The sequence below is a fragment of the Aquabacter sp. L1I39 genome, from assembly GCF_017742835.1.
Taxonomy (GTDB): domain Bacteria; phylum Pseudomonadota; class Alphaproteobacteria; order Rhizobiales; family Xanthobacteraceae; genus L1I39.
Map to the genome: position 1 here is coordinate 3,717,540 of NZ_CP072392.1, position 20,980 is coordinate 3,738,519.

23 protein-coding genes are annotated in these 20,980 nt (G+C 66.6%); 12 read left to right on the forward strand and 11 right to left on the reverse strand.

Features of this window, described 5'->3' with window-relative positions; genetic code table 11:
• Window positions 1-2: 2 nt before the first annotated feature.
• The 3 genes from trmFO to J5J86_RS16825 form a co-directional block, all read right to left on the reverse strand.
• A complete protein-coding gene (trmFO, locus tag J5J86_RS16815) occupies window positions 3-1,427 on the reverse strand; it encodes a methylenetetrahydrofolate--tRNA-(uracil(54)-C(5))-methyltransferase (FADH(2)-oxidizing) TrmFO (protein ID WP_209100017.1) in 1,425 nt (474 codons plus the stop codon).
• A gap of 193 nt (window positions 1,428-1,620) precedes the next feature.
• Window positions 1,621-1,920 (reverse strand): DUF1127 domain-containing protein, encoded by a 300-nt coding sequence (locus J5J86_RS24480; RefSeq protein WP_247657658.1) that lies wholly within the window; start codon window positions 1,918-1,920, stop codon window positions 1,621-1,623.
• Between the two features lie 182 nt (window positions 1,921-2,102).
• Window positions 2,103-2,990: a LysR family transcriptional regulator gene (locus J5J86_RS16825; RefSeq protein WP_209100019.1), complete on the reverse strand. Its 888-nt coding sequence runs from the start codon at window positions 2,988-2,990 to the stop codon at window positions 2,103-2,105.
• Between the two features lie 115 nt (window positions 2,991-3,105).
• On the opposite strand from J5J86_RS16825, the gene J5J86_RS16830 reads away from it, so the two are divergent.
• Together J5J86_RS16830 and J5J86_RS16835 are read left to right on the forward strand one after the other, a co-directional pair.
• The gene (locus J5J86_RS16830; RefSeq protein WP_209100021.1) at window positions 3,106-3,507 is read left to right on the forward strand and encodes a CidA/LrgA family protein; all 402 of its coding nucleotides are present in this window, start codon (window positions 3,106-3,108) and stop codon (window positions 3,505-3,507) included.
• Window positions 3,494-4,192, forward strand: coding sequence for an LrgB family protein (locus J5J86_RS16835; protein WP_209100023.1), 699 nt, complete (start codon window positions 3,494-3,496; stop codon window positions 4,190-4,192). The genes J5J86_RS16830 and J5J86_RS16835 overlap by 14 nt, the downstream gene beginning before the upstream one ends.
• Here J5J86_RS16835 and J5J86_RS16840 read toward each other — a convergent pair.
• On the reverse strand, window positions 4,173-5,255 hold the full coding sequence (locus tag J5J86_RS16840) for a COX15/CtaA family protein (RefSeq protein ID WP_209100025.1): 1,083 nt from the start codon (window positions 5,253-5,255) through the stop codon (window positions 4,173-4,175). The genes J5J86_RS16835 and J5J86_RS16840 overlap by 20 nt on opposite strands.
• A gap of 176 nt (window positions 5,256-5,431) precedes the next feature.
• Between J5J86_RS16840 and J5J86_RS16845 the strand changes: the two genes are divergently transcribed.
• Complete coding sequence (locus J5J86_RS16845) at window positions 5,432-5,644, forward strand: DUF2842 domain-containing protein (protein WP_209100027.1); 213 nt, start codon at window positions 5,432-5,434, stop codon at window positions 5,642-5,644.
• A gap of 45 nt (window positions 5,645-5,689) precedes the next feature.
• Here the strand turns inward: J5J86_RS16845 and J5J86_RS16850 are convergent, their stop codons facing one another.
• Together J5J86_RS16850 and J5J86_RS16855 are read right to left on the reverse strand one after the other, a co-directional pair.
• Entirely contained in the window at window positions 5,690-7,111 is a 1,422-nt protein-coding gene (locus J5J86_RS16850; RefSeq protein WP_209100029.1) for a hypothetical protein, read from the reverse strand.
• A 98-nt stretch (window positions 7,112-7,209) separates the two neighbouring features.
• The gene (locus J5J86_RS16855) at window positions 7,210-8,043 is read right to left on the reverse strand and encodes an enoyl-CoA hydratase (RefSeq protein WP_209100031.1); all 834 of its coding nucleotides are present in this window, start codon (window positions 8,041-8,043) and stop codon (window positions 7,210-7,212) included.
• A gap of 117 nt (window positions 8,044-8,160) precedes the next feature.
• Here J5J86_RS16855 and J5J86_RS16860 point away from each other — a divergent pair, with 117 nt between their 5' ends.
• The 4 genes from J5J86_RS16860 (at window position 8,161) to rpsI (ending at window position 10,398) form a co-directional block, all read left to right on the forward strand.
• Entirely contained in the window at window positions 8,161-8,568 is a 408-nt protein-coding gene (locus J5J86_RS16860; RefSeq protein ID WP_342449104.1) for a PaaI family thioesterase, read from the forward strand.
• Window positions 8,569-8,670: 102 nt separating this feature from the next.
• Entirely contained in the window at window positions 8,671-9,255 is a 585-nt protein-coding gene (locus tag J5J86_RS16865) for an NAD(P)H-dependent oxidoreductase (RefSeq protein ID WP_209100035.1), read from the forward strand.
• Window positions 9,256-9,457: 202 nt separating this feature from the next.
• On the forward strand, window positions 9,458-9,919 hold the full coding sequence (gene rplM, locus J5J86_RS16870; protein WP_209100044.1) for a 50S ribosomal protein L13: 462 nt from the start codon (window positions 9,458-9,460) through the stop codon (window positions 9,917-9,919).
• A gap of 2 nt (window positions 9,920-9,921) precedes the next feature.
• Window positions 9,922-10,398, forward strand: coding sequence for a 30S ribosomal protein S9 (gene rpsI / locus J5J86_RS16875; protein WP_209100046.1), 477 nt, complete (start codon window positions 9,922-9,924; stop codon window positions 10,396-10,398).
• A 174-nt stretch (window positions 10,399-10,572) separates the two neighbouring features.
• Here rpsI and J5J86_RS16880 read toward each other — a convergent pair whose 3' ends face one another.
• The gene (locus J5J86_RS16880; RefSeq protein ID WP_209100048.1) at window positions 10,573-10,920 is read right to left on the reverse strand and encodes a hypothetical protein; all 348 of its coding nucleotides are present in this window, start codon (window positions 10,918-10,920) and stop codon (window positions 10,573-10,575) included.
• A gap of 247 nt (window positions 10,921-11,167) precedes the next feature.
• Here J5J86_RS16880 and J5J86_RS16885 point away from each other — a divergent pair, with 247 nt between their 5' ends.
• Together J5J86_RS16885 and J5J86_RS16890 are read left to right on the forward strand one after the other, a co-directional pair.
• Window positions 11,168-11,893 carry a histidine phosphatase family protein gene (locus tag J5J86_RS16885; RefSeq protein WP_209100049.1) on the forward strand — a complete coding sequence of 242 codons (726 nt, stop codon included), beginning with the start codon at window positions 11,168-11,170 and terminating at the stop codon, window positions 11,891-11,893.
• Window positions 11,894-12,383: 490 nt separating this feature from the next.
• Complete coding sequence (locus tag J5J86_RS16890; protein ID WP_209100051.1) at window positions 12,384-13,535, forward strand: GGDEF domain-containing protein; 1,152 nt, start codon at window positions 12,384-12,386, stop codon at window positions 13,533-13,535.
• Window positions 13,536-13,550: 15 nt separating this feature from the next.
• On the opposite strand, the gene J5J86_RS16895 is transcribed toward J5J86_RS16890, so the two are convergent.
• Window positions 13,551-14,903: an aspartate aminotransferase family protein gene (locus J5J86_RS16895; protein ID WP_209100053.1), complete on the reverse strand. Its 1,353-nt coding sequence runs from the start codon at window positions 14,901-14,903 to the stop codon at window positions 13,551-13,553.
• Between the two features lie 139 nt (window positions 14,904-15,042).
• Between J5J86_RS16895 and J5J86_RS16900 the strand changes: the two genes are divergently transcribed.
• Entirely contained in the window at window positions 15,043-15,591 is a 549-nt protein-coding gene (locus tag J5J86_RS16900; RefSeq protein ID WP_209100055.1) for a cupin domain-containing protein, read from the forward strand.
• 13 nt (window positions 15,592-15,604) lie between these two features.
• On the opposite strand, the gene J5J86_RS16905 is transcribed toward J5J86_RS16900, so the two are convergent.
• Window positions 15,605-16,093, reverse strand: coding sequence for an Lrp/AsnC family transcriptional regulator (locus J5J86_RS16905; RefSeq protein ID WP_209100057.1), 489 nt, complete (start codon window positions 16,091-16,093; stop codon window positions 15,605-15,607).
• A 105-nt stretch (window positions 16,094-16,198) separates the two neighbouring features.
• On the opposite strand from J5J86_RS16905, the gene alr reads away from it, so the two are divergent.
• Window positions 16,199-17,353: an alanine racemase gene (gene alr, locus J5J86_RS16910; protein WP_247657659.1), complete on the forward strand. Its 1,155-nt coding sequence runs from the start codon at window positions 16,199-16,201 to the stop codon at window positions 17,351-17,353.
• An 11-nt stretch (window positions 17,354-17,364) separates the two neighbouring features.
• Window positions 17,365-18,630 carry a D-amino acid dehydrogenase gene (locus J5J86_RS16915; protein WP_209100059.1) on the forward strand — a complete coding sequence of 422 codons (1,266 nt, stop codon included), beginning with the start codon at window positions 17,365-17,367 and terminating at the stop codon, window positions 18,628-18,630.
• A gap of 148 nt (window positions 18,631-18,778) precedes the next feature.
• Here J5J86_RS16915 and J5J86_RS16920 read toward each other — a convergent pair whose 3' ends face one another.
• Window positions 18,779-18,997 (reverse strand): hypothetical protein, encoded by a 219-nt coding sequence (locus J5J86_RS16920; protein WP_209100061.1) that lies wholly within the window; start codon window positions 18,995-18,997, stop codon window positions 18,779-18,781.
• 445 nt (window positions 18,998-19,442) lie between these two features.
• Window positions 19,443-20,930: a phospholipid carrier-dependent glycosyltransferase gene (locus J5J86_RS16925; protein WP_209100069.1), complete on the reverse strand. Its 1,488-nt coding sequence runs from the start codon at window positions 20,928-20,930 to the stop codon at window positions 19,443-19,445.
• Window positions 20,931-20,980 lie beyond the last annotated feature (50 nt).

The following is a 20,980-nucleotide window of genomic DNA, read 5'->3' on the forward strand; positions in this document are numbered from 1 at the left end:
TCTTAAGCCGCCGCCGCGTGCATGTCGAGCCATGCGCTCCAATGGGCCAGGGCGCGGGCGGCGAGCGCCTTCTTCTTGGCCAGCGTCTTCTCCGATCCGCGTAGGCGCTTGCCGCCTTCTCCCTTGGGAGACTGCTCCAGCGGCGGGAAGAGGCCGAAATTGACGTTCATGGGCTGGAAGGAGCGCGGCCCCGCATCGATGGTCTCGATATGCCCGCCGGTGATGTGGGCGATGAGGGCGCCGTGGGCCGTGGTGCTGGGGGGCAAGGTCAGCTCCTCGCCAAGGCGCTGCTGCGCCGCGAGGCGGCCCGCCAGGAGGCCCACGGCGGCGCTTTCCACATAGCCCTCGCAGCCCGTGATCTGGCCGGCAAAGCGCAGGCGTGGGTCGGCTTTCAGGCGCAGCGTCTCGTCCAGGAGGCGAGGGGAGTTCAGGTAGGTGTTGCGATGCAGCCCGCCCAGCCGGGCGAATTCGGCATTCTCAAGCCCGGGAATGGTCCGGAAAACACGCACCTGCTCGCCATGGCGCAGCTTGGTCTGGAAGCCCACCATGTTGTAGAGCGTGCCCAGCTTGTTGTCCTGACGCAGCTGGATCACCGCGTAGGGCCGGACGTCTGGGGCGTGGGGGTTGGTGAGTCCCACCGGCTTCATGGGGCCGAAGCGCAGCGTTTCCCGTCCGCGCTCGGCCATCACCTCGATGGGCAGGCAGCCGTCGAAATAGGGCGTCTTGGCCTCGAAGTCCCGCAGCGGCGTCTTCTCGCCCGCCAGCAGGGCGTCGATGAAGGCTTCGTATTGCGCCTGGTCGAGCGGGCAATTGATGTAGTCGGCGCCGGTGCCGCCGGGTCCCGCCTTGTCATAGCGGGACTGGAACCAGGCCCGGCTCATGTCGATGCTGTCGAAATGGATGATGGGGGCGATAGCGTCAAAAAACGCCAGCGATTGCTCGCCCGTAAGCCCAAGAACCGCCTCGGCCAACGGGGCTGAGGTGAGGGGGCCGGTGGCGATGATCACATTGTCCCAGTCCTCGGGCGGCAGGCCAGCCACTTCCTCCCGGCGCACCTCCACGAGGGGATGGGCGGCGAGCGCCTCGGTCACCGCCTGGGAAAATCCGTCGCGATCGACCGCCAGCGCGCCGCCCGCAGGGACCTGATTGGCATCGGCGCAGCGCAGAATCAGGGAGTCGGCCCGGCGCATCTCCGCATGGAGCACACCCACCGCATTGCCTTCGGGATCGTCGGAGCGGAAGGAGTTGGAGCAGACGAGTTCGGCGAGGCCGTCGGTATGATGGGCATCGGTGGTGCGCACCGGGCGCATCTCATGGAGCACAACGGGCACGCCCCGGCTCGCAATCTGCCAGCACGCCTCAGAGCCTGCCAGACCGCCTCCGATGACGTGGATCGGCTTGGCGTCGACCAGCTTGGGCTCAGTCATTCCCGTCCTCACTTCCAAAACAGCGGGCCGCGGGCCCAATGAAGCCCGATCAGCCAGGGGACAAGGACCGGACGGCTCACGCTCAAGCGGGATGTGCCTGATGCGCGCGGACAGTTCAAGAACGGTTATTCTTGCAGTGCAAACGAAAATGGCCCCCGCAGGGGCCATGATCCGTCAAGCGTGACCGCAGATGTCAGACGACATGCAGGGTGGCGCGCCGGGCAATCGCGCGGATTTCGCTGCGCATGACGTTGATATCGCCGAGTGTACGATCGTCGAGCTGAGAGAGCTCAGCCACAGTCCGATTGTAAGCGTGCCAGCGGCGAATCTGGCGAGCCAGAAAGCCCCAGAGCAACATGATCATTCTCCTTTCGAAGGCGCTCTCGAAGCGCCACGTTTCTTTGCCAAGGAGATAGGCCATTCGCACAACATGACAAATAGGTAAGCTTGCAGTGCAGCAATGCGTGCCGCGCATGCTCACAGTCACCGTCATGACGTCACATCCGGAAACAGGCGAACAACTTCAACGGGGCGCGCATTGTGCTGGTGAAACCGAAGGCATGCCCGGGAAAAAGGCGGCCCATTATGGTGACGTGCCCACGCGATAGGCTTGATAAACGGTGAATCCGCAGCCCCTGCTGAAACCATAGGCGGTCCACCTGAGGGAAGGGGGCATCAGCCGCGCGGGCCATAGATTTCGCGGGTGAGCTGGAGCCATGCGCGGGCGGCGTCCGACAGATAGGCCCCCCGGCGCCAGATCACCGCCATGCTCCAGTCGGTTCCCGGCTCGTCCAGCAGCACCCGCGTCACCGCCGCATGGGCCCGCTGCTCCGCGATCATGCGCGGCAGGAAGCCCACCCCCAGTCCCGCCGCCACCAGGGCGACGATGAAATCGATCTGCGCGCTGCGGGCAATGATGTCGGGCACCACGCCTTGGCGGTCGCAGGCGTCCAGGATGATGGCATTCAGCGCGAAGCCGCTTTCGAACAGGATGAAGGGGGAGGCGGCCAGGTCCTGGAGGCGCACGCTGCGGGCGTCCTGCGCGGGATGGCCGGGCGGGAGCAGCGCCACCAAGGGTTCGCTGCGCACGGGCTCGGCCTCGAACACATCGGACACGGGCAGGAGCGAGGCGGCAAAGTCCATCTCGCCGGCCAGGAGCAATTCCTCCAGCCGCTTGGAGCCATGCTCGGCGAGGCGAATCTCGATGCCCGGATAGCGGCTGCGATAGGTGGCGAACAGCGGGGCGAACAGGGTGCTGGAGCCGAGCGGCGGCAGGCCGAGCCGCAGCACGCCACGTTTCAGGCCGCGCAATTCGTCCAGTTCCGCCACCAGGTCGTCCCGCTCGGCCAGCATGGACAGGGCCCGGCGATAGACGATCTCGCCGGCCGCGGTGAGCGTGCTGCGATGGCCGACGCGGTCCAGCAGCGTGACACCCAGCTCGTCCTCCAGATGCTTCACCGCCTTGGAGATGGTGGACTGGGTGGCAAACACCACCTTGGCGGCCTGGGAGAAGCCTCCCTGGCGAACCACCTCGACGAAGGCGCGCAATGTCCTGAGTTCCATTCTATTCCAATTGCGACTTGAATGAATTCTGTCAATTCATTTTACGCATATCGCAATGCAGCGTATCGTTCACGGCAACTCAGGAGCGGCGCGGTCCGCTCCCCGGATTTCAGCCATGATCCCCGTCGCATTGCATGCCCGGGCCGTGCTTCGCCGCACGCGCTCGCTCCAGATCGTCGTTCTCGCCGCCGTGTGGCTCTCCGCCGACACGCTCGTGCGCCTCACCGGCCTGCCTCTGCCCGGCGGGGTGGTGGGCATGGCGGCCCTGCTGGTTCTCCTGGCCACCGGCTGGGTCAAGCCGGCCTCGGTGCGCCTCGGCGCCTACTGGCTGCTGGCGGAGATGCTGCTCTTCTTCGTGCCGGCCGCCATCGCCGTCATCGACCATGGCGAGTTCATCAGCGCCCTCGGCCTGAAGATCGCCCTCGTCATCTTCGTGGGTACGCTCATGGTCATGGCGGGTACGGCGGCCACGGTTGAGCTTCTCTATCGCTGGCGGGTGCGCCATGCGGTGGGATGACGCGACGCTCCAGCTCATCTTCTGGCCACTGGCCACCATCGCCCTCTATCGCCTGGCGCGGGCCATCAACAAGAGGTGGCCCCGCTGGTGGACCGGGCCTTTGCTGCTGACCCCGGTGATGGTCGCGGCCCTGACGCTGGCGCTGAAGACCGACTATCGCGCCTATATGAGCGGCACCCATTGGCTCCTTCTCATGATGGGCCCCGCCACCGTCGCCTTCGCCTTGCCCATCTATGAGCAGCGCGCGATCATCCGCCGGCATTGGCCGATCCTGATCGTGGGCGTGCTGGCGGGCAGCACCATCGCCATGGGTTCGGCCTGGGCCCTGGCCCATGTGCTCGGCGTGCCCGATGAACTGGGACGCAGCCTGATGCCGCGCTCCACCACCACGCCCTTCGCCATGGCGGTTTCGGGCGAGATTGGCGGGCTGCCGGACCTCACCGCCGTCTTTGTGATCCTCACCGGCGTCTGCGGCGCGGCCATGGGGGAAGTGATGCTGAAATGGCTCCCGCTGCGCTCCGCGCTTGCCCGAGGCGCCTTGTTCGGCATGGGCGCCCATGGCGCGGGCGTCGCCAAGGCCAATCAGCTCGGCCGCGAGGAAGGATCTATCGCCGGCCTCGTGATGGTGCTGGCCGGCCTCCTGAACCTGCTGGCGGCGCCGCTGGTCATGCTCGCGCTGAACTGAGGCGCGCGAGCCCGGCCTGCGGCTCCGCCGCCCGGGACAGGTCACAGGCGTGCACCGTTGCGGCGATCAGCACCACGGTCGCGCCGAACTGGTGGGCCAGCGCCAGGTCCAGCGGCACCACGAACAGCAGCGTCAGGATGCCCAGCATGGCCTGCGCGGTGACGAGGCCGAACAGGCCCCAGGCCTGCGCCGCCGCCCATCCGCCCGTGCGTGCCGCATGGAACGCGTGGAGCAGGGCGAACAGCCAGAGCGCATAGGCAATCATGCGGTGCGTGAACTGGACGGTGAGGACATTCTCGAACAGGTTGCGCCAGGCGGGGGAAAGCAACGCCAGCTTGTCGCCCGCCGGAATGAGCGCCCCGTCCATGAGGGGCCAGGTGTTGAAGCTCATGCCGGCATCGAGCCCTGCCACGAGACCACCGGCGAAAATCTGCAAGAGGACCAGACCCACCAGCGCGAACGCGCCGATCCGCAGGCTGGCGGGCGGGGGAAGGGGCCGCGCTGGCGTCAGGCTGCGCCCCACATGGACCACCGCCGCCAGGATGATGCAGGCCATGGTGAGGTGCACGGCCAGCCGATACTGGCTGACCGAGGTGCGCTCGGTGAGGCCGGAGGCCACCATCCACCAGCCGATGGCGCCCTGCATGCCGCCGAGCCCGAACAGGACGAGACACTTGCCCAGGAGCGGGCCGCGAATGACGCCGCGCACCGCGAAATACAGGAAGGGCACGAAGAAGGCGAAGCCGATCACGCGCCCCAGCAGCCGGTGCGCCCATTCCCACCAGAAAATGGTCTTGAAGCTCTCAAGCCCCATGCCCTTGTTGAGGATCTCGTACTGGGGAATGGCCTTGTACTTGTCGAACTCGGCCTGCCACTGGGCCTCGCTCATGGGCGGCACGATGCCGGTGACGGGCTTCCATTCGGTGATCGAGAGGCCTGATTCCGTGAGCCGCGTCGCCCCGCCCACCACCACCATGGCGACGATCATGGCCGCCACCACGTAAAGCCAGAGGCGCACCGCGCGCATGGAATTGCCTGTCGGTTCGACCGTGCCTGCAGCCATGGGTCTCGTGTCCTTTCCCGCGCCGGGTGTGGCCCTCCCCGATGATCCGTTATAGAGCGGGAGACGACCGTGCAAGGCCGGCCCCGGCGGCGGGGGGCGGGGAGCACGGCCCGCCGGCGGTCCGGTTACGGCGCTGCGGGGCGGACGGTTCATCGCTCGTGCGAGGAAGGTGGAGAATGCCTCAGCGTTTGCGCAAGCTGATCGGGACGGTGCTTCTCCTGACGCTCATGGTGGTCTGGGCCTTGGTGGCCATGGCCCTGGCCCAGGGCCGCGTCACCGAGCTGCACTGGGCGCTCCAGACGGTGAGCTACATCATTCTCGGCGTGGCCTGGGTGATCCCCGCCGCCTTCCTGATCCGCTGGATGGAGCGTCCCGACCGCAAGGCTTAGGCTTGAGATGATCGCCCAAGCCGCGGATCGGACAAAATGTCCTGCTCAGGCGGCGGTGGCGGTGAGGCTGGGAACCGGCAGGCTGTCCGGCACGGGGCTGCTCTCCACCCCGTCCGGGACCGAAAGCCGCAGCATGACCACGTTGCGGAAGCCCCGCCCCGCCAGCGCCTCGAACGTGTCGATGCCGCCGCCGCGCGCGCTGTCTTCCTCAATGCAGACGATCAGTGGATCGAGGGCGGCGAGCTGTCCCGCCCCGCCGGCGCCGGCAAAGGCGGGGGCGGCCACCACCACGAAGTCATAGGTCTGGCACAAGGCCTTCAGGATCAGGCTGAGGCGCTCCGCCTTCACCACGCCGACGCCGCCCCGTGCATGGCGGCCGGGCGGGATCACATGGGCGCGAGACTGGGTGTCGCGGTGGATGGTCTCGCCGAAACCGGCGACGCCGAACAGCATCTCGCTCATGCCGGGTGCCCACGGGTCGGAGACGAGGGCGGCAAGATCCCCCGAATCGCCGTCCAGTGCCACCAGGGCGACGCGGCTCTCGCCTTCGGAGAGCCGCCGCGCCAGGGCCACCGCCACTGGCGCCGACCGGTCCACCGGCTGCTCGGAGGTGACGACCACCAGTCGGCTGCGAGCCGGGCCGGCCTCAGCCATGGCCGTCAGCCGCCGGGCCAGCAGGTTGGCTGCTTCCACGGTGCCGAGCCCGCCGGTCGAGCCGGCCTCGATCCAGGAGACGCGAGGCGGGGCGATGCTCTCCCGGGGCAGGCTCCGGGGCGACACCGGCCCGCGCGGCCGCGTGCGGCGACCGAGGGAGACGGTGAGAAGCCCGATGCCGATGAACAGCAACGCCAGCGCCGCAAGGCGGGCGGGGGTCGGCGGATCGGGCACATTTGAGGCTTCTGGCGGCTTTTCGAGACGCAGGATGGGGGCCGCGCCCACCGCAGCCGCATTCCCGGAGCGGTCCCGCACGGAGGCATCGAGATTGGCATATGCCGTGGCATAGGCGCCAGCCGCCCGGGCAGCGAGGGCGGGCCGCGCGGCAGAGACGGTCAGCGCGATGGCACGCCCGCCATTGATGGGGGTGACCCGCAGGCTGGAGGCGAGGATGGCGGCGGCCCTGTCCTTCTCGGTCCAATCGGCCGCGTCGCCCATGAGGCGGGACATCCATTTCGGGAAGCGGGCACGGGCAAGGGTCGCCACGTCCCGATCGGTCATGTGGCCAAGGGCCTCGCCGGCCAGTTCCCGGGACTGGAGAAGCTGCACCACGCCGTTCACGCTGGCGGCGGGCGGCTGGGCCGCCACGTCGAAGCCGAAGCGGGCCGTGGCGCTGAAGCGGGGCGGGAGCAGAAGCGCGAGCACCAGGAGGCCGAACACCAGCCACGCCAGGGCCAGCGACACCCGCACCACCGGGCTGCGTGCCCCGGCATTGCTTTCCTGGTTCGTCTCGACGGCAGCTTGCTGATCCATGGATCGGCGCCTCCACTGCCCGGCAACAGATCCCGAGCAGACACCAGGAGGCGCCCATCATGGTTTATGTTCGGTAAACGCCCGTCCCCTGGCGATCGTCAGCGGTCCTCCCAGACCGGGTGGCGCTTGCCGATCACCGCGCCGATTCCCTCGTCGGCATCGCGGGCGAGGAGGTTGGTGGTCATCACGTCGGAGGCAAAGGCATAGGCATTGTCGAGGGTCATCTCCGCCTGGGCGTAGAAGGCCGCCTTGCCGAGCTTCACCGGCACCTTGGACTTGGACGCGATGCGCTGCGCCAGCGTCGTGGCGGCGGCGAGCGCCTCGCCTTCGGCCACCACGCGGTTCACGAGGCCCATGCGATAGGCATCGTCCGCCTCCACCCAGTCGCCGAGGATCAGCATTTCCATGGCGTGCTTGCGCGAGACGGCGCGCGACAGGGCCACCATGGGCGTGTGGCAGAACAGGCCGATATTCACCCCCGGCGTGCAGAAGCGCGCCGCCTGGCCGGCCACGGCCAGATCGCAGCTGGCCACCAGCTGGCAGCCGGCGGCGGTGGCCATGCCTTCCACGGCGGCGATCACCGGCTGGGGCAGGCGGACGATGGCGGTCATCACCGCCGAGCAGCGCTTCAGCACCTGCTCGTAATAGGCCCGGCCCTTGTCCGCGTCGGTGCGGTGCGCCTGGATCTCCTTGAGATCATGCCCGGCGGAGAAGACCGGCCCCTCGGCGGTCAGCACCACCGCGCGCACGCTCTCATCCACCGCGATGTCGGTCAACGTCTCGGCAAGCGCCGCCAGCATCACCTCGGAGAGGCTGTTGCGGCTCGCCGGGCGGGCGAGGGTCAAGGTGGCGATGCCGCCGGAATCGGAGCGCAGCAGCGGAGCGGCCTGCGTGGATGCCGGGGCGGGGGCGGTGATGGACGCGGATGTCATGGCGGCCTCGTCGTTCGACGCTTTGCGCGGGAGCCCGGCTATTTTATGCAAGGCTTCAAAGAGAAGCGAGATGGGGTGAGGCGCATGGGCAGGCACGGGCCGGAGACAGTCGTCGCGATGGACGAGCTGTCCAAGTTCCTGGCGGTGGAGTTTCCGCAGGCATTCGGCGCGGGCCGGCCCTTCACCACGGTCGCGCTCGGCCGGCGGACAGCGACCGTGCGGCTCGATGCCGGCGAGGAGCATTTGCGGCCCGGCGGCACCATATCGGGGCCGGCCATGATGGCGCTGGCGGACGTGGCCGTCTATGTGGCGCTGCTGGGCCAGATCGGACTCGTTCCGCTGGCGGTCACCACCAACCTGTCCATCAATTTCCTGCGCAAGCCGGCGCCGGGCGCGCTGTTCGCCGATGCCCGCCTCATCAAGCTGGGCAAGCGCCTGGCGGTGGGGGATGTGGGCATCCGGGGCGAAGCGGGCGAGGATCTGGTGGCCCATTGCGTGGCCACCTATTCCATTCCGGACCGGTGACAGGGGTCGGCGTTTCGGGTTCCCGCTACGGAAGGTGACGGTTCTGACCTCGATCAATGTCCCGCGCTGGAAGCTGGGAGAGGGTTCGAGGCGGAGGACCTCATGGGAAAATCCATTCTCATCATCCAGGGTCATCCCGACCCCAATGGCCGCCATCTGTGCCATGCGCTCGCCGATGCCTATGCGCAGGGGGCGCAGGAGGCGGGCCATCGCGTGACGCGGGTGGAAGTGGCGACCTTGGATTTTCCCTTGATGCGGACGCAAGCGGATTTCGAGACCGGCGGCATGCCTCCCGCCCTCTTCCCGGCCCGCGATGCGCTGCTGGAGGCCAATCACGTGGTGCTGCTGTTCCCCCTGTGGCTCGGCACCATGCCCGCGCTGGTCAAGGCATTCCTGGAGCAATTGATGCGGCCTGGCTTTGCGTTCGTCTATGCCGGCCCCGGCTTTCCCCAGACCCTGCTGCACGGGCGCACCGCGCGCGTGGTCGTCACCATGGGCATGCCGGCCACCATCTATCGGTGGTATTATTTCGCCCACGGCATCCTTGGCCTGGAACGCAACATTCTGGGTTTTGTGGGCATGAGCCCGGTCCGCCACACCCTGTTCGGCATGGTGGATGCGGCCCCGCCCGCCCGGCGGCAGGCCTGGATGGAGAAGATGCGCAGCCTCGGGCGGCGCGGGACATGACCGGGGGCGACGCGTTTCAACGGGAAAATGCGGCTTTATTTGATGGTGTTATGGCACCATTTTTATAAGTTGTTGTTTTTGCAATATAAATGCGGGTGACGTTTGGTTGACGGTGTGACGGGCCTGGGTTAGAAGCCTCGCCCATTGCCGCAGTGGCCTGCTTCCGGCGGACCCAGCGGCTTCCTCATTCGGAAACCGATCCATGAAGACGTATTCGGCCAAGCCCGCCGAAATCGAAAAGAAGTGGGTGGTGATCGATGCGACGGGGCTCGTCGTCGGACGCCTCGCCACCATCATCGCCATGCGCCTCAAGGGCAAGCACCTGCCCATCTACACCCCCCATGTGGACTGCGGCGACAATGTCGTCGTGGTGAATGCCGAGAAGGTGGTCTTCACCGGTCGCAAGCGCGACCAGAAGGTCTATCACCACCACACCGGCTTCCCGGGCGGCATCAAGGACCGCAGCGCGAAGTTCATCCTCGAGGGTCGCTTCCCGGAGCGGATCATCGAGAAGGCCGTGGAGCGCATGCTCGCCCGTGGCCCGCTCGGTCGCAAGATCATGGGCAACCTGCGTGTCTATAAGGGCGCGAGCCACCCCCACGAGGCGCAGCAGCCGGTGGCGCTCGATGTGGCGAGCCTCAACCGTAAGAATGTGAGGAACTGAACATGGCCGAGGTTCTTCAGTCCCTCGATTCCCTGAACGCCCGCCAGGTGGAAGCCCAGGACGCCCCCGTCCATGTGCAGAAGCTGGACAAGTTCGGCCGCGCCTATGCCACCGGCAAGCGCAAGGACGCCGTCGCCCGCGTGTGGGTGCGTCCGGGCACGGGCAAGATCACCGTCAACGACCGCGAAGTGGAAGTCTACTTCGCCCGTCCGGTGCTGCGCCTGATGATCAACCAGCCGTTCCAGGTCGCCGGCCGCGAAGGCCAGTATGACGTGGTGTGCACGGTGTCCGGCGGCGGCCTCTCCGGCCAGGCCGGCGCGCTGCGCCACGGCATTTCCCGCGCTTTGACCTTCTACGAGCCCGAGCTGCGCTCGCCGCTCAAGAAGGGCGGCTTCCTGACCCGCGACAGCCGCGTGGTCGAGCGCAAGAAGTACGGCCGCGCCAAGGCTCGCCGCAGCTTCCAGTTCTCGAAGCGCTGATTTTCCGGTTCATCCGGTGTTGGAAGCGGCGGGGCCCTTGGGCTCCGCCGTTTTCGTTTGGACGGATGCTGTGGGTGTCAGGTGGGTGCCAGTTGGCGCGCCAGGTGGGCGCCAAGGTTCGCAGTCTGCGCTCAAGAAAAAACCCCGGCGCCTTAGGCGACCGGGGCTTTTCGTTCAGAAGCTCGGCGTGTCGCCCGGCAGCGGGCTCCACTGGCCGTCGGCCGTGGGATCGCCGGGGGGCGAGCTGCCCATGAAGCCATCCAGGTTGGGCGGGAAGACATAGTCCTCGTTCCGCCCGTCGCCTTCCTTCACGTCCGGCCGGATCGGCGCGCCGGGGCCGGGATCCAGATAATTGCCCTGGGGAATCACCGGCAGCTGAATCACGTTGGGATTGTGGGGGTGAATGTCCACTTTCGGGACGTTCGAGCCGCTGGAGCTTTGGGCCATGGCGGCATTGGGAGCGGAGGCGGCGAGGGCGAGGCCGAAAGCCCAAAACGCCGTGCTTCCGAGCAAGAACTTCATCTTCACCATCCGATCCCCGGGAACGTCGCCCCTCATCGCATAGGCGAGGTGGACGGCCTTGGCAAGCGAGGGGCAAGCCGGAAACGCCGCCGCCCTTTCCGCGTATGCGCCAAGCTTCACCTTTACCGAAGCGGCTCCTATGCTCACCGAGGGGGATGGATGCGCAAGGCGGATGGAGGCTGCGCATCCCGGTCTGTCGTCCGTCCCGGTGGGCAGGGCGCGCATGGTCCATCCAGGGAGCGTTCACGTGTTGCGTTTCGGCCTTGCCTTTCTCGCTTTCCTGTCCGCTTCCGTCTTTCCCCTCCTCGCCGCCGCGGCCCCCGCGCGCGTCATCCTGCTGCGGCATGCGGAGAAGCGGGATGACTTCCGGCTGTGCGAGACGGGGCTGGAGCGCGCCCGCGCCCTGGCGGATCAGTATCTCGGCGCACAGGCGCGCGAGCCCCTCCTGGCCCCCGGGCAGGCACCGGGGGCGGTGTTCGCCGTGACGCTGCACGCGCTGGAGACGGCTGTCCCGACAACCACATCCTGGAAGCAGCCGGTGGTCCTTTATGCGGTGATTCCCGAGGAGATTCAGGGATTCAAGGACTGGCGGGCCGGCTTCCCGGACGCCATTGCCGAGCGCAGCCGCTGGGTGACGCGGCTGCTCCTGGATGATCCGCATTGGACCGGACGGACCGTGTTCGTGGTCTGGGAGCACAGAGGCATTGCCAATGCGGCGCTGGAAGCGGCCCATCCCGGCCAGCAGATGACGCTTCGCCAGACCCTCGGCCTCGACCGCCTGCCCAATGTGCCGCACACCTGGCCCGACAGCACCTACAACTATTTCTGGATCATCGACTTCGCGCCCGATGGCACACCCGTGAACTTCCAGATGAAAAAGCAGGTCTTCACCGGCGCCTACGCCAACCTGCCCGCCAATGACTGGGATATGCCCGACGGTCTCGATCCGCTGGTGACCGGCTGCAAGCGGTGAGGGAGCCGTGCCTGCGGCCCGGCTCATCGGCACCAGGCAAAAGCACGGGAGGAAGGGCCGGAAGGCTTGCGAATCAAGGGGGCCGGCAGGCTGTTCGCAACGCCACCGTGAAGCTTAGCCGACCCAATGATACCGTGGGGCGTCGAGACGACCAATTCTCGTTCGCCGCAGGCGCCAGAATGGAAAAAAAACCTGAGCGGCGGGGCTTGATCATACGAAATCCCCTCTTGTTCCTGCCTCTTCATTGGTTCAACTCTAAGGAACGTACATCGGCTGTGCATCCGGCCTGAGGGGAGGTGATGACGCGATGCGCGTCGCCTTCGCGGCGGCGGATGCCCTCCGATCCTTTGGGAGGAACGGGTAGAGGCAAGCGCGTCACCGGGCGCGTGCGCCCGCGGCAAAGACCTGCCGGTCGTGAAAGAGAACAAACAAGGTGGCCGGGGGCGGCCATGAGAGGCGGCTCGACCGGGCCGGTGAATGGCCGGACACGATGAAAATCGATCTGTTCACGATCTACGTCTTTGTTGTCTTCTTGGGCAGCGCCTTCTCCATTGCCTGGCTGGTGGTCTGGCGTTCCTATGCCACCGTGCGGGGGCCCGGGACGTGGCTGCTCTCCAGCATGTCGGTGGTGTTCGGCGCGGCTGCCGTCGCCTATAATTACGTCTATCCCAACGTGGTTATCGTCACCGGCGGCCATGTGCTGATCGCCATCGCGGTTGCATTGCTTTGGGTGGGGCTGCGCCAATTCTACAATCGTGATGTCCGCTGGACCGCCCTGCTGCTTTGGATTGTCGCCATCGCGGTGGCCCTGGCGGTGTATCGCGACGACCCGGTCGCCCTGCGCTTCTTCTACAGCCTCTCGGGGACCGTGCCGTTCCTGTTGATGGTGCGGGATCTCATGCGGGACCCGGCGGCGACGCCGGCCTCGCGCCTGTGCGCCATGGCCATGGGCCTCGCCGCGTTCGGCGACATGATGACGTTCATCGCCGTGCTTGCCTTTTCGGTGAAGATCATCCCGGCGAAGATCTCCAACCCGGTGGCCATCGTCAGCGTTCTGCTCGCGGTGTTCGGTTGCGTTTCGGCCTGTTTCGGCTTTCTCCTGGCCGCCATGGAGAAGGTGCGGTCCGATCTTTCCGCCCTCGTGGTCGCCGATGATCTCACCGGTGTCGGCAGCCGGCGCTATTTCCTGGAGCGCATAGAGGCGGAGGTCGCCCATGCCCGCAGGGTGGGCAGTGTGTTCTGCCTGCTGATGATCGACCTCGACCGCTTCAAGGAGATCAACGATGCCCAGGGGCATGCGGCGGGAGATCAATGCCTGCGCCATTTCGCGCGCGTGGCCTCGGAGCGCATCCGGCGGACCGACCTGCTGGCGCGCACGGGCGGGGATGAATTCTGCCTCATCCTGCCAGACACCACGCTGGGCGAAGGCATGCGGGTAGTGGACGACCTGCTGCGGGCACTGCGCCAGGATGTCATGATCTGGGATGGGGCGCCGTTGCCCTTCACGGCGAGCATCGGCATCGTCCAATGGGATCCCGCCTATCCGCAGACCGTGGACCAGTTGCGGGCGGATGCCGACCAGGCGCTCTACCGGGCCAAGCAGGGCGGCCGGAACAGGAGCGCGCTGAAGAGCGCTTCCTGACCCGGCCGCCGCATGTCACGCCGTGGCGCGGATGGCGTCGGAGAGGAGTTCGGCGATCTGGCCGATCTGCTCGGCGCTGACGATCAGCGGCGGGGAGAGGGCGATCACATCGCCGGTGACCCGGGCCATCAGGCCCTTCTTGAAGCACTCCACGAACACGTCATAGCCGCGGCTGCCCACCGCGCCCGGACGGGGCTCCAGCTCCACGCCGGCGACGAGGCCGATGGTGCGCACGTCGATCACCTTGCCGGTGTCGCGCAGGCCATGAAGCGTGTCGGCCCAAAGGGTTGCCAGCTCCGCCCCGCGGGTGAGCAGGCCCTCGCTCTCATAGATGTCGAGGGTGGCAAGGCCGGCGGCGCAGGCGGCGGGGTGGCCGGAATAGGTGTAGCCGTGGAACAGCTCGATGGCGTTCCCCGGGCCCTGCATGAGGGCGTCGTGGACGGTCCGGCTGGCGAAGACGGCGCCCATGGGGATGGAGCCGTTGGTGATGCCCTTGGCGGTGGTCACGAGGTCCGGGATGACACCGAAATAATCGGTGGCAAAGGGCGCGCCGAGGCGGCCGAAGCCGGTGATAACCTCATCGAAAATCAGCAGAATGCCGTGACGGGTGCAGATTTCGCGCAGCTTTTCCAGATAGCCCTTCGGCGGCAGCAGGACGCCCGTGGAGCCGGCCATGGGCTCGACGATAACGGCGGCGATGGTCTCCGCGCCATGGAGGGCGACGAGGCGCTCCAGGTCATCGGCCAGCTCCGCGCCGTGCTCGGGCAGGCCCTTGGAAAAGGCATTGCGGGCAAGGTCATGGGTGTGGCGCAGATGGTCGACGCCGGGAAGCTGGGGGGCGAAGGCGCGGCGGTTGTTGACGATGCCGCCCACCGAGATGCCGCCAAAGCCCACCCCGTGATAGCCGCGCTCGCGGCCGATGAGCCGGGTGCGGGTGGACTGGCCGATGGCGCGCTGGTAGGCGAGGGCGATTTTCAGAGCCGTATCAACGCTTTCCGAGCCGGAGCCGGTGAAGAAGACACGGTCGAGCCCGCCCGCTTCCCCGCCCGGCGCGATGGCGGCGAGGCGGTCGGCGAACTCAAAGGCGAGGGGATGGCCCATCTGGAAGGAGGGGGCATAGTCCATTTCCAGGAGCTGGGCCTGGACCGCGTCGGCGATGGTCTTGCGGCCATGGCCGGCATTCACGCACCACAGGCCCGCGCAGCCGTCGAGGACCTGACGACCGTCCACGGACGTGTAGTACATGCCCGAAGCGCCGCTGAGGAGGCGCGGAGCCGCCTTGAACTGACGATTCGCGGTGAACGGCATCCAATAGGCGTCGAGCGGGGCATTGTGGCCGCGCACGGCGGCGGGGGTGACGATGTTCATGGGTGGGCTCCTTCTTGAGGCAGGGAAGACCTGTTCGCGAGGCGCAACAAGTCCTTTTCTATTGGAGCGCAACCCATTGAAAAGTGGAGCGTGAAGCGCATAGTGGTGCGGATCTGAAACACCTGGAACGGCCCCCTCCATGAGCCTCGACATCGGCGCCCGCGTGCGCTTCGTGCGCCTGAAGCATGGGCTCTCCCAAAGGGCGTTGGCCAAGCGGGCGGGGGTGACCAATTCGTCGGTGTCGCTGATCGAATCCAACACGGTGAACCCGTCCGTGGGTGCCCTCAAACGCATCCTGGATGGCATCCCCATTGGATTATCAGAGTTTTTCGCCCTGGAGCCGGACGCGCCCCGCAAGGTCTTCTTCGCCGCTGAGGAACTGGTGGAGATCGGCAAGGGCCCCATTTCCTTCCGCCAGGTGGGCGAGAGCCTGTTCGGCAAGTCCTTGCAAATCCTCAAAGAACGCTACGAGCCGGGGGCCGATACCGGGCGGGTGCCGTTGGTCCATGAGGGCGAGGAGGGGGGCATCGTGCTGGCGGGCCGGCTGGAGGTGACCGTGGACGAGGAGCGCCGCATCCTGGGGCCAGGGGATGCCTATTATTTCGAGAGCCGCAGGCCCCACCGATTCCGGTGCGTGGGGCCGGTGGCCTGCGAGGTCATCAGCGCCTGCACGCCCCCGACTTTCTGAGCGCGGGACGCCTCTATTTGCCGCCACTCACCACCGTGCGAATGGCGAACGAGGACTGGATGCGCGACACGCCCGGCAGGCGGGAGAGCACCTCCTTGTGGAGCCGCTCATAGTCGGCGGCATTCTTGACCTCGATCTTGAGCAGATAGTCCGCGAGGCCCGTCATCAGGTAGCAGTCGGTGATTTCCGGGCAGCGGCGCACGGCGGCCTCGAAGCGGTTGAGGAAGTCCTCGGTCTGCCGGTCGAGGGTGATCTGGGTTAGCACCACCAAGCCCTCGTCGACCGCCGTGGACTGAATGAGGGCCGTATAGCCCCGGATGACCCCCCGCTTCTCCAGGAGCCGCAGCCGCCGCAGGCAGGCGGAGGGGGAGAGGCCGACGGCGGTGGCAAGGTCCGCATTGGGGATGCGCCCGTCCACCCGCAACACCTGGATCATCTTCAGGTCGATGTCGTCCAGGACCGGCCGTGGTGGATTATGCGGAGGCTCGAAATTCTCATCCATTATCCGCCGCTCCACGCAATATCGTGTGACTGTTTGGCGAGAAATTCGCACGATGTTGCGCCTATAGTAAAGCCATAACAAACCTTCCAGCTTTTGGCGGTTCCCATGGCTTTCATCGCAATGGAGTCTCGCCCCTTCCCGCAGGCATTGGGCGCCGATATGGGCGCCGGACGGGCCGGGGCCATTCTCACCATCGATCTGGCGGCGCTTGCCGCCAATTACCGGCGCCTTGGCGCCACCGCCTCGGGCGCGCTGTGCGCCGGCGTGGTGAAGGCGGATGCCTATGGGCTGGGCGCGGCCGCCGTCGCGCCGGTCCTGGCGCAGGCCGGATGCCGACACTTCTTCGTGGCCCACCTGGAAGAGGGCATGGACCTGCGCCGCCATGTGCCGGCCGAAGCCACCATCGCGGTCCTGAACGGCAGCCCCGAAGGGGTGGAGAGTGATTTCCTCGCCCATGATTTGTTGCCGGTGCTGAACAGCCTGGAGCAGATCGAGGGCTGGCAGAAAGCGGCCCGCGCCGCCGGTCGGCGCCTGCCGGCCATTTTGCAGGTTGATACCGGCATGGCCCGCTTCGGCCTTGCGGCGGAGGAGCTGGACGCGCTGCTGGCAGACCCCGAGGGCCTTGCCGGTCTCGATCTGCGGCTGGTCATGAGCCATCTGGCCTGTGCCGATGATCCCGCCCATCCGGCCAATGTGGCCCAGCGCGCGGCGTTCGAGGCGGCGCGGGCGCGCTTTCCCGGCGTGCGCGCGAGCCTTGCGGCCTCCTCAGGCATCTTCCTCGGCGCCGACTATCATTTCGACCTCGTGCGCCCCGGCGCGGCGCTCTATGGCATCGCGCCCCAGGCGGGTGCGGTAAACCCCATGCGCCCCGTGGTGCGGCTCCAGGGCCGGGTGGTGCAGGTGCGCCATGTGCCGGCCGCCACGCCGGTGGGCTATGGCCACACCGCCCGCGTGCCCGGCCCGGCGCGCCTGGCCACTGTTGCGGTGGGCTATGCGGACGGCCTGCTGCGCAGCGCCTCCAACCAGGGCGCGGCCTGGCTCGGCGATGAGCGCCTGCCCTTGGTTGGCCGCGTCTCCATGGACAGCATCGTGCTGGATGCCAGCGCCCTGCCGGAGGGCGCCATCGCTGCCGGCACGCTGGTGGATCTCATCGGCGCCCACCAGGACGTGGACGCCGCCGCCCGTGCCGCCGGCACCATTGGCTATGAACTCTTGACCGGCCTCGGCTCCCGTTTCTGCCGTCGCTACCTGCCCGCTTGAAGGAGGCTCCCATGCGTGTCGTCGTTCTCGGCAGCGGGGTCGTCGGTGTGACCTCCGCTTTCTACTTGGCCAAGTCCGGCCACGAAGTGGTGGTTCTGGACCGCCAGGAAGGCGCGGGGCTTGAAACCTCGTTCGCCAATGCCGGCCAGGTCTCGCCCGGCTATTCCGCCCCCTGGGCCGGGCCGGGCATTCCGGTCAAGGCCATCAAGTGGCTGATGATGCAGCATTCCCCGTTGGTGGTGCGGCCGGGCCTCGATCCCAAGCTTTATGTGTGGCTGGCCAAGATGCTGGCCAATTGCACCCACGAGGCCTACCAGCGCAACAAGGCGCGCATGGTGCGGGTGGCCGAGTTCAGCCGCGATGCCCTCAAAGCCCTGCGGCAGGAAACCGGCATCCATTATGACGAGCGGGAGATGGGCACGCTCCAGCTCTTCCGCACCCAGAAGCAACTGGACCATGTCAGCGAGGACACCTCGGTGCTCGATGCCTATGGCGTGCCCTATGAGGTGCTGGACGGCGCCGGCTGCATCGCGGCCGAGCCGGCGCTCGCCCGCGTGAGGGACAAGTTCGTGGGCGGCCTGCGCCTGCCGGGGGACGAGACAGGCGATGCCTTCCTCTTCACCCAGCGCCTCGCCGCCATCTGCGCCGGGCGCGGCGTCACCTTCCGGCACGGTGTCACCGTGGCCGGGCTTGAGACGCAGGGCGGCCGCATCAGCGGCGTGCGCCTGGCCACGGGCGAAGTGGTGACTGGCGATGCCTATGTGGCGGCCATGGGCAGCTACACCCCGGCCTTGCTGTCCCCGCTGGGCATCGACCTGCCCATTTATCCGGTGAAGGGCTATTCCATCACCGTCCCGCTCACCAATGCGGAGGCCGCCCCCGTCTCCACCGTCATGGACGAGACCTACAAGGTGGCCATCACGCGCCTGGGTGATCGCATCCGGGTGGGCGGCACGGCGGAACTGGCGGGCTTCGACCTGAACCTGCGCGATGCCCGGCGGCAGACGCTGGCCTATTCGGTGGGCGACCTCTTCCCCGAAGGCGGCGACATTTCCCGCGCCACCTTCTGGACCGGCCTGCGGCCCATGACCCCGGATGGCACGCCCATTATCGGCGCCACGCGCTATGCCAACCTCTTCACCAATACCGGCCACGGAACCCTGGGCTGGACCATGGCTTGCGGCTCCGGCCGCGTGCTGGCGGATCTGGTGAGCGGCCGGCAGGCGGAAATCGACACCACCGACCTCTCGGTGGACCGCTATGCGGCGGCCGCTTGAAGACTGCAGCTGAGGCACGAGACGGCGGGGCGCCCGGCGCCCCGTTTTCTGCGGGGTGGGCTCTGGCCGGCAAGTTCAAGGTGGACGTGAGAATCGGCGTTCAACCGATTGACGTGACGACATTAAACGCCTGTTGGGGTGGTGACGCTCATTCCTCCAGCCGCCCCACATAGGGCGTGTGCGGCGCCTCCCATTGGGCGGGCACCAGGCTGCGGCGGCGGGAGCGGCGGCTGCGGTCCAGGAACAGGGCCTCCCGGTCCATCACCAGCCGCGTCGGCGGTTCGGCGATGCCGCGCAGCAGGCGGGCCGACAAGGCGGTGTCTACGATCTGGAGATCGGTGGTCTGGAAGTCGGGGCGCACGCTCATGGCCGTGGCCCTTGGCACGCGGCGCCGGCGCGGCGCCGGGCCTTTCCTGCGGTCCCATGCGGGCGGACCGCCGCCCGAGGCGCGATCTGATCCATCACGACATGTCCCCTGACCCTGGGTGGTCGGACATATCCTGTGTACCGGGCCGAGCCTGCGCGGGGCTGTGCGAGGCTGGAAGGCTAACGATGGCGCCCGATTTTGGGCGATGCGAACTCTCCTCACACGGACAGGATGAACCACGCCGCCACGGCGGTGAGAAAAAATGCGAGCATTGCCAATGTGATATAGGCCAGTGGCGTCATCGCGTCCGATCCCGATCAGGGACTAAACGAGCAAGACGGCCATCTGGATCAGCCCATCGGAAGAAAGACGTGCAGGGCATCGCCCCAGCACGGCTTCGGCGGGTTGCGGCGGCAGCCCGCCAAGCACACCGTCGCGTGGCCGGTCAGTTTCGGTCTCCGGCATAGATGCGGCAGATATCGACCTCGGCGATCAAGCGGCGACCCGCCAGAAAGTCCTGCAAATTGGGATGCTCGTTCGGGGTGAGGCGGCAGGACACCACCGCTCCGAGGGGATAGCCCCCGAGGAAAGCATCGGGATTTTCCGCGATGGCTTTGGCCAGAGGCTGGGGAACCCAATTGGGCATGGCGATGCCCTTCCGCTCCGCATAATAGTGGACAGCAGAAGACCAGTCGTCGCCAAAGACGATCAGGCTTTTGTCCTGAGGAATGTAGTCCTTGACTTTCATGGCGACCAGATAGAGCGGATTGTGCGTGTGATCTGCAGCCACTGCATTCTTGTATGTGCCGAGGAAGAAGGAGATCTGCCCCCCGATCAAAAGAAGGAGGAGGGTAAATCCAACGAACGGGCGGCCGGCATTGAAGATGGCTCCCACGCATAATCCGACGGCGATGATGATGAAGACGCCGTTCGCCACCTGATAGTAGGAATGAACGATGTGAAGGTTCGTGAATAGGAGGAATGGAAAAAGGAACGCCGCGGTGGCGAGAATGGCAAGCCCAAAGGTCCGGTTCATGCCCGCAGCAAAAAGCATGATGACCGGGGCGATGACATAGAAGGAGCCAAGCATGTCTGGAATGGCGCGCTGAAATATCACGTCATTCCAAAGTGTGAGGCTGGTCCTTTGGCCAAGTGTCCCGAAATTCCATCGGGAGAGAGCCTCCGACGTGATCAGCCTTCCGAATTCGTTGGCGGATTTGACGACGTCCGAATAGGCCACCCACGCAAAGCCCAAGGCAAGGGGAATGGCTGCCGCGAGCAAGGTGCCGCCCGCAATGACCGCCAGCGAACGCAGCGGCGCACCGGAACGAAGACCCTGAATGAGGACCCACATCGTTCCGAGCCCGCCCAGCATCAGGAAGGCCGGGAAGGTCGTCGACTTCGCGAGAACCGCAAGGCTCCCCGTAAGCATGGCGCCCGCAAGCATCGGCCAATGAGGTCGGGCGAGATAGCGCGCGACAAAGGCCATCCAGCTTATGCCGAAGAACAGGGCGCAGCTCTCAATTAAGAACGTGCGGCTCCAATACACGTAGAAGGGTGAAAACAGGAATAAGGCGGCGGTCGTGAGGTATGTGTTGCGGTTGACGTTCAGTGTGCGCGCGAGCGAGGCGAGGGGCAAAAGACTAAGCAGGAAGAAGCTGTAATTCACGGCGCGCCCCGCCACGTCCAGCGGCACATGGGCCTTGGAGACAGCCGCCACGATCAGTTGGAAGATCGGGAATTCAAATGGGATGGACCAGGGGGCGCCGAGCACCGGTGTCTCATAGGCGAGCCAGGGGCCACCCTGTGCAATCCAATAGGCCGAAATGGCTGTCTGTGTCTGTCTGAAATACAGGATGTCGAGAATCGGTCCTCTGATCCCGATGATGAGCATGTAGAATGAGAAGATGATCCCGCAGAGGACGACGGTCACAAGCGCTGCCGTGACCAACCCCCATGACTTTGGCGCGTAAACGTCCGACC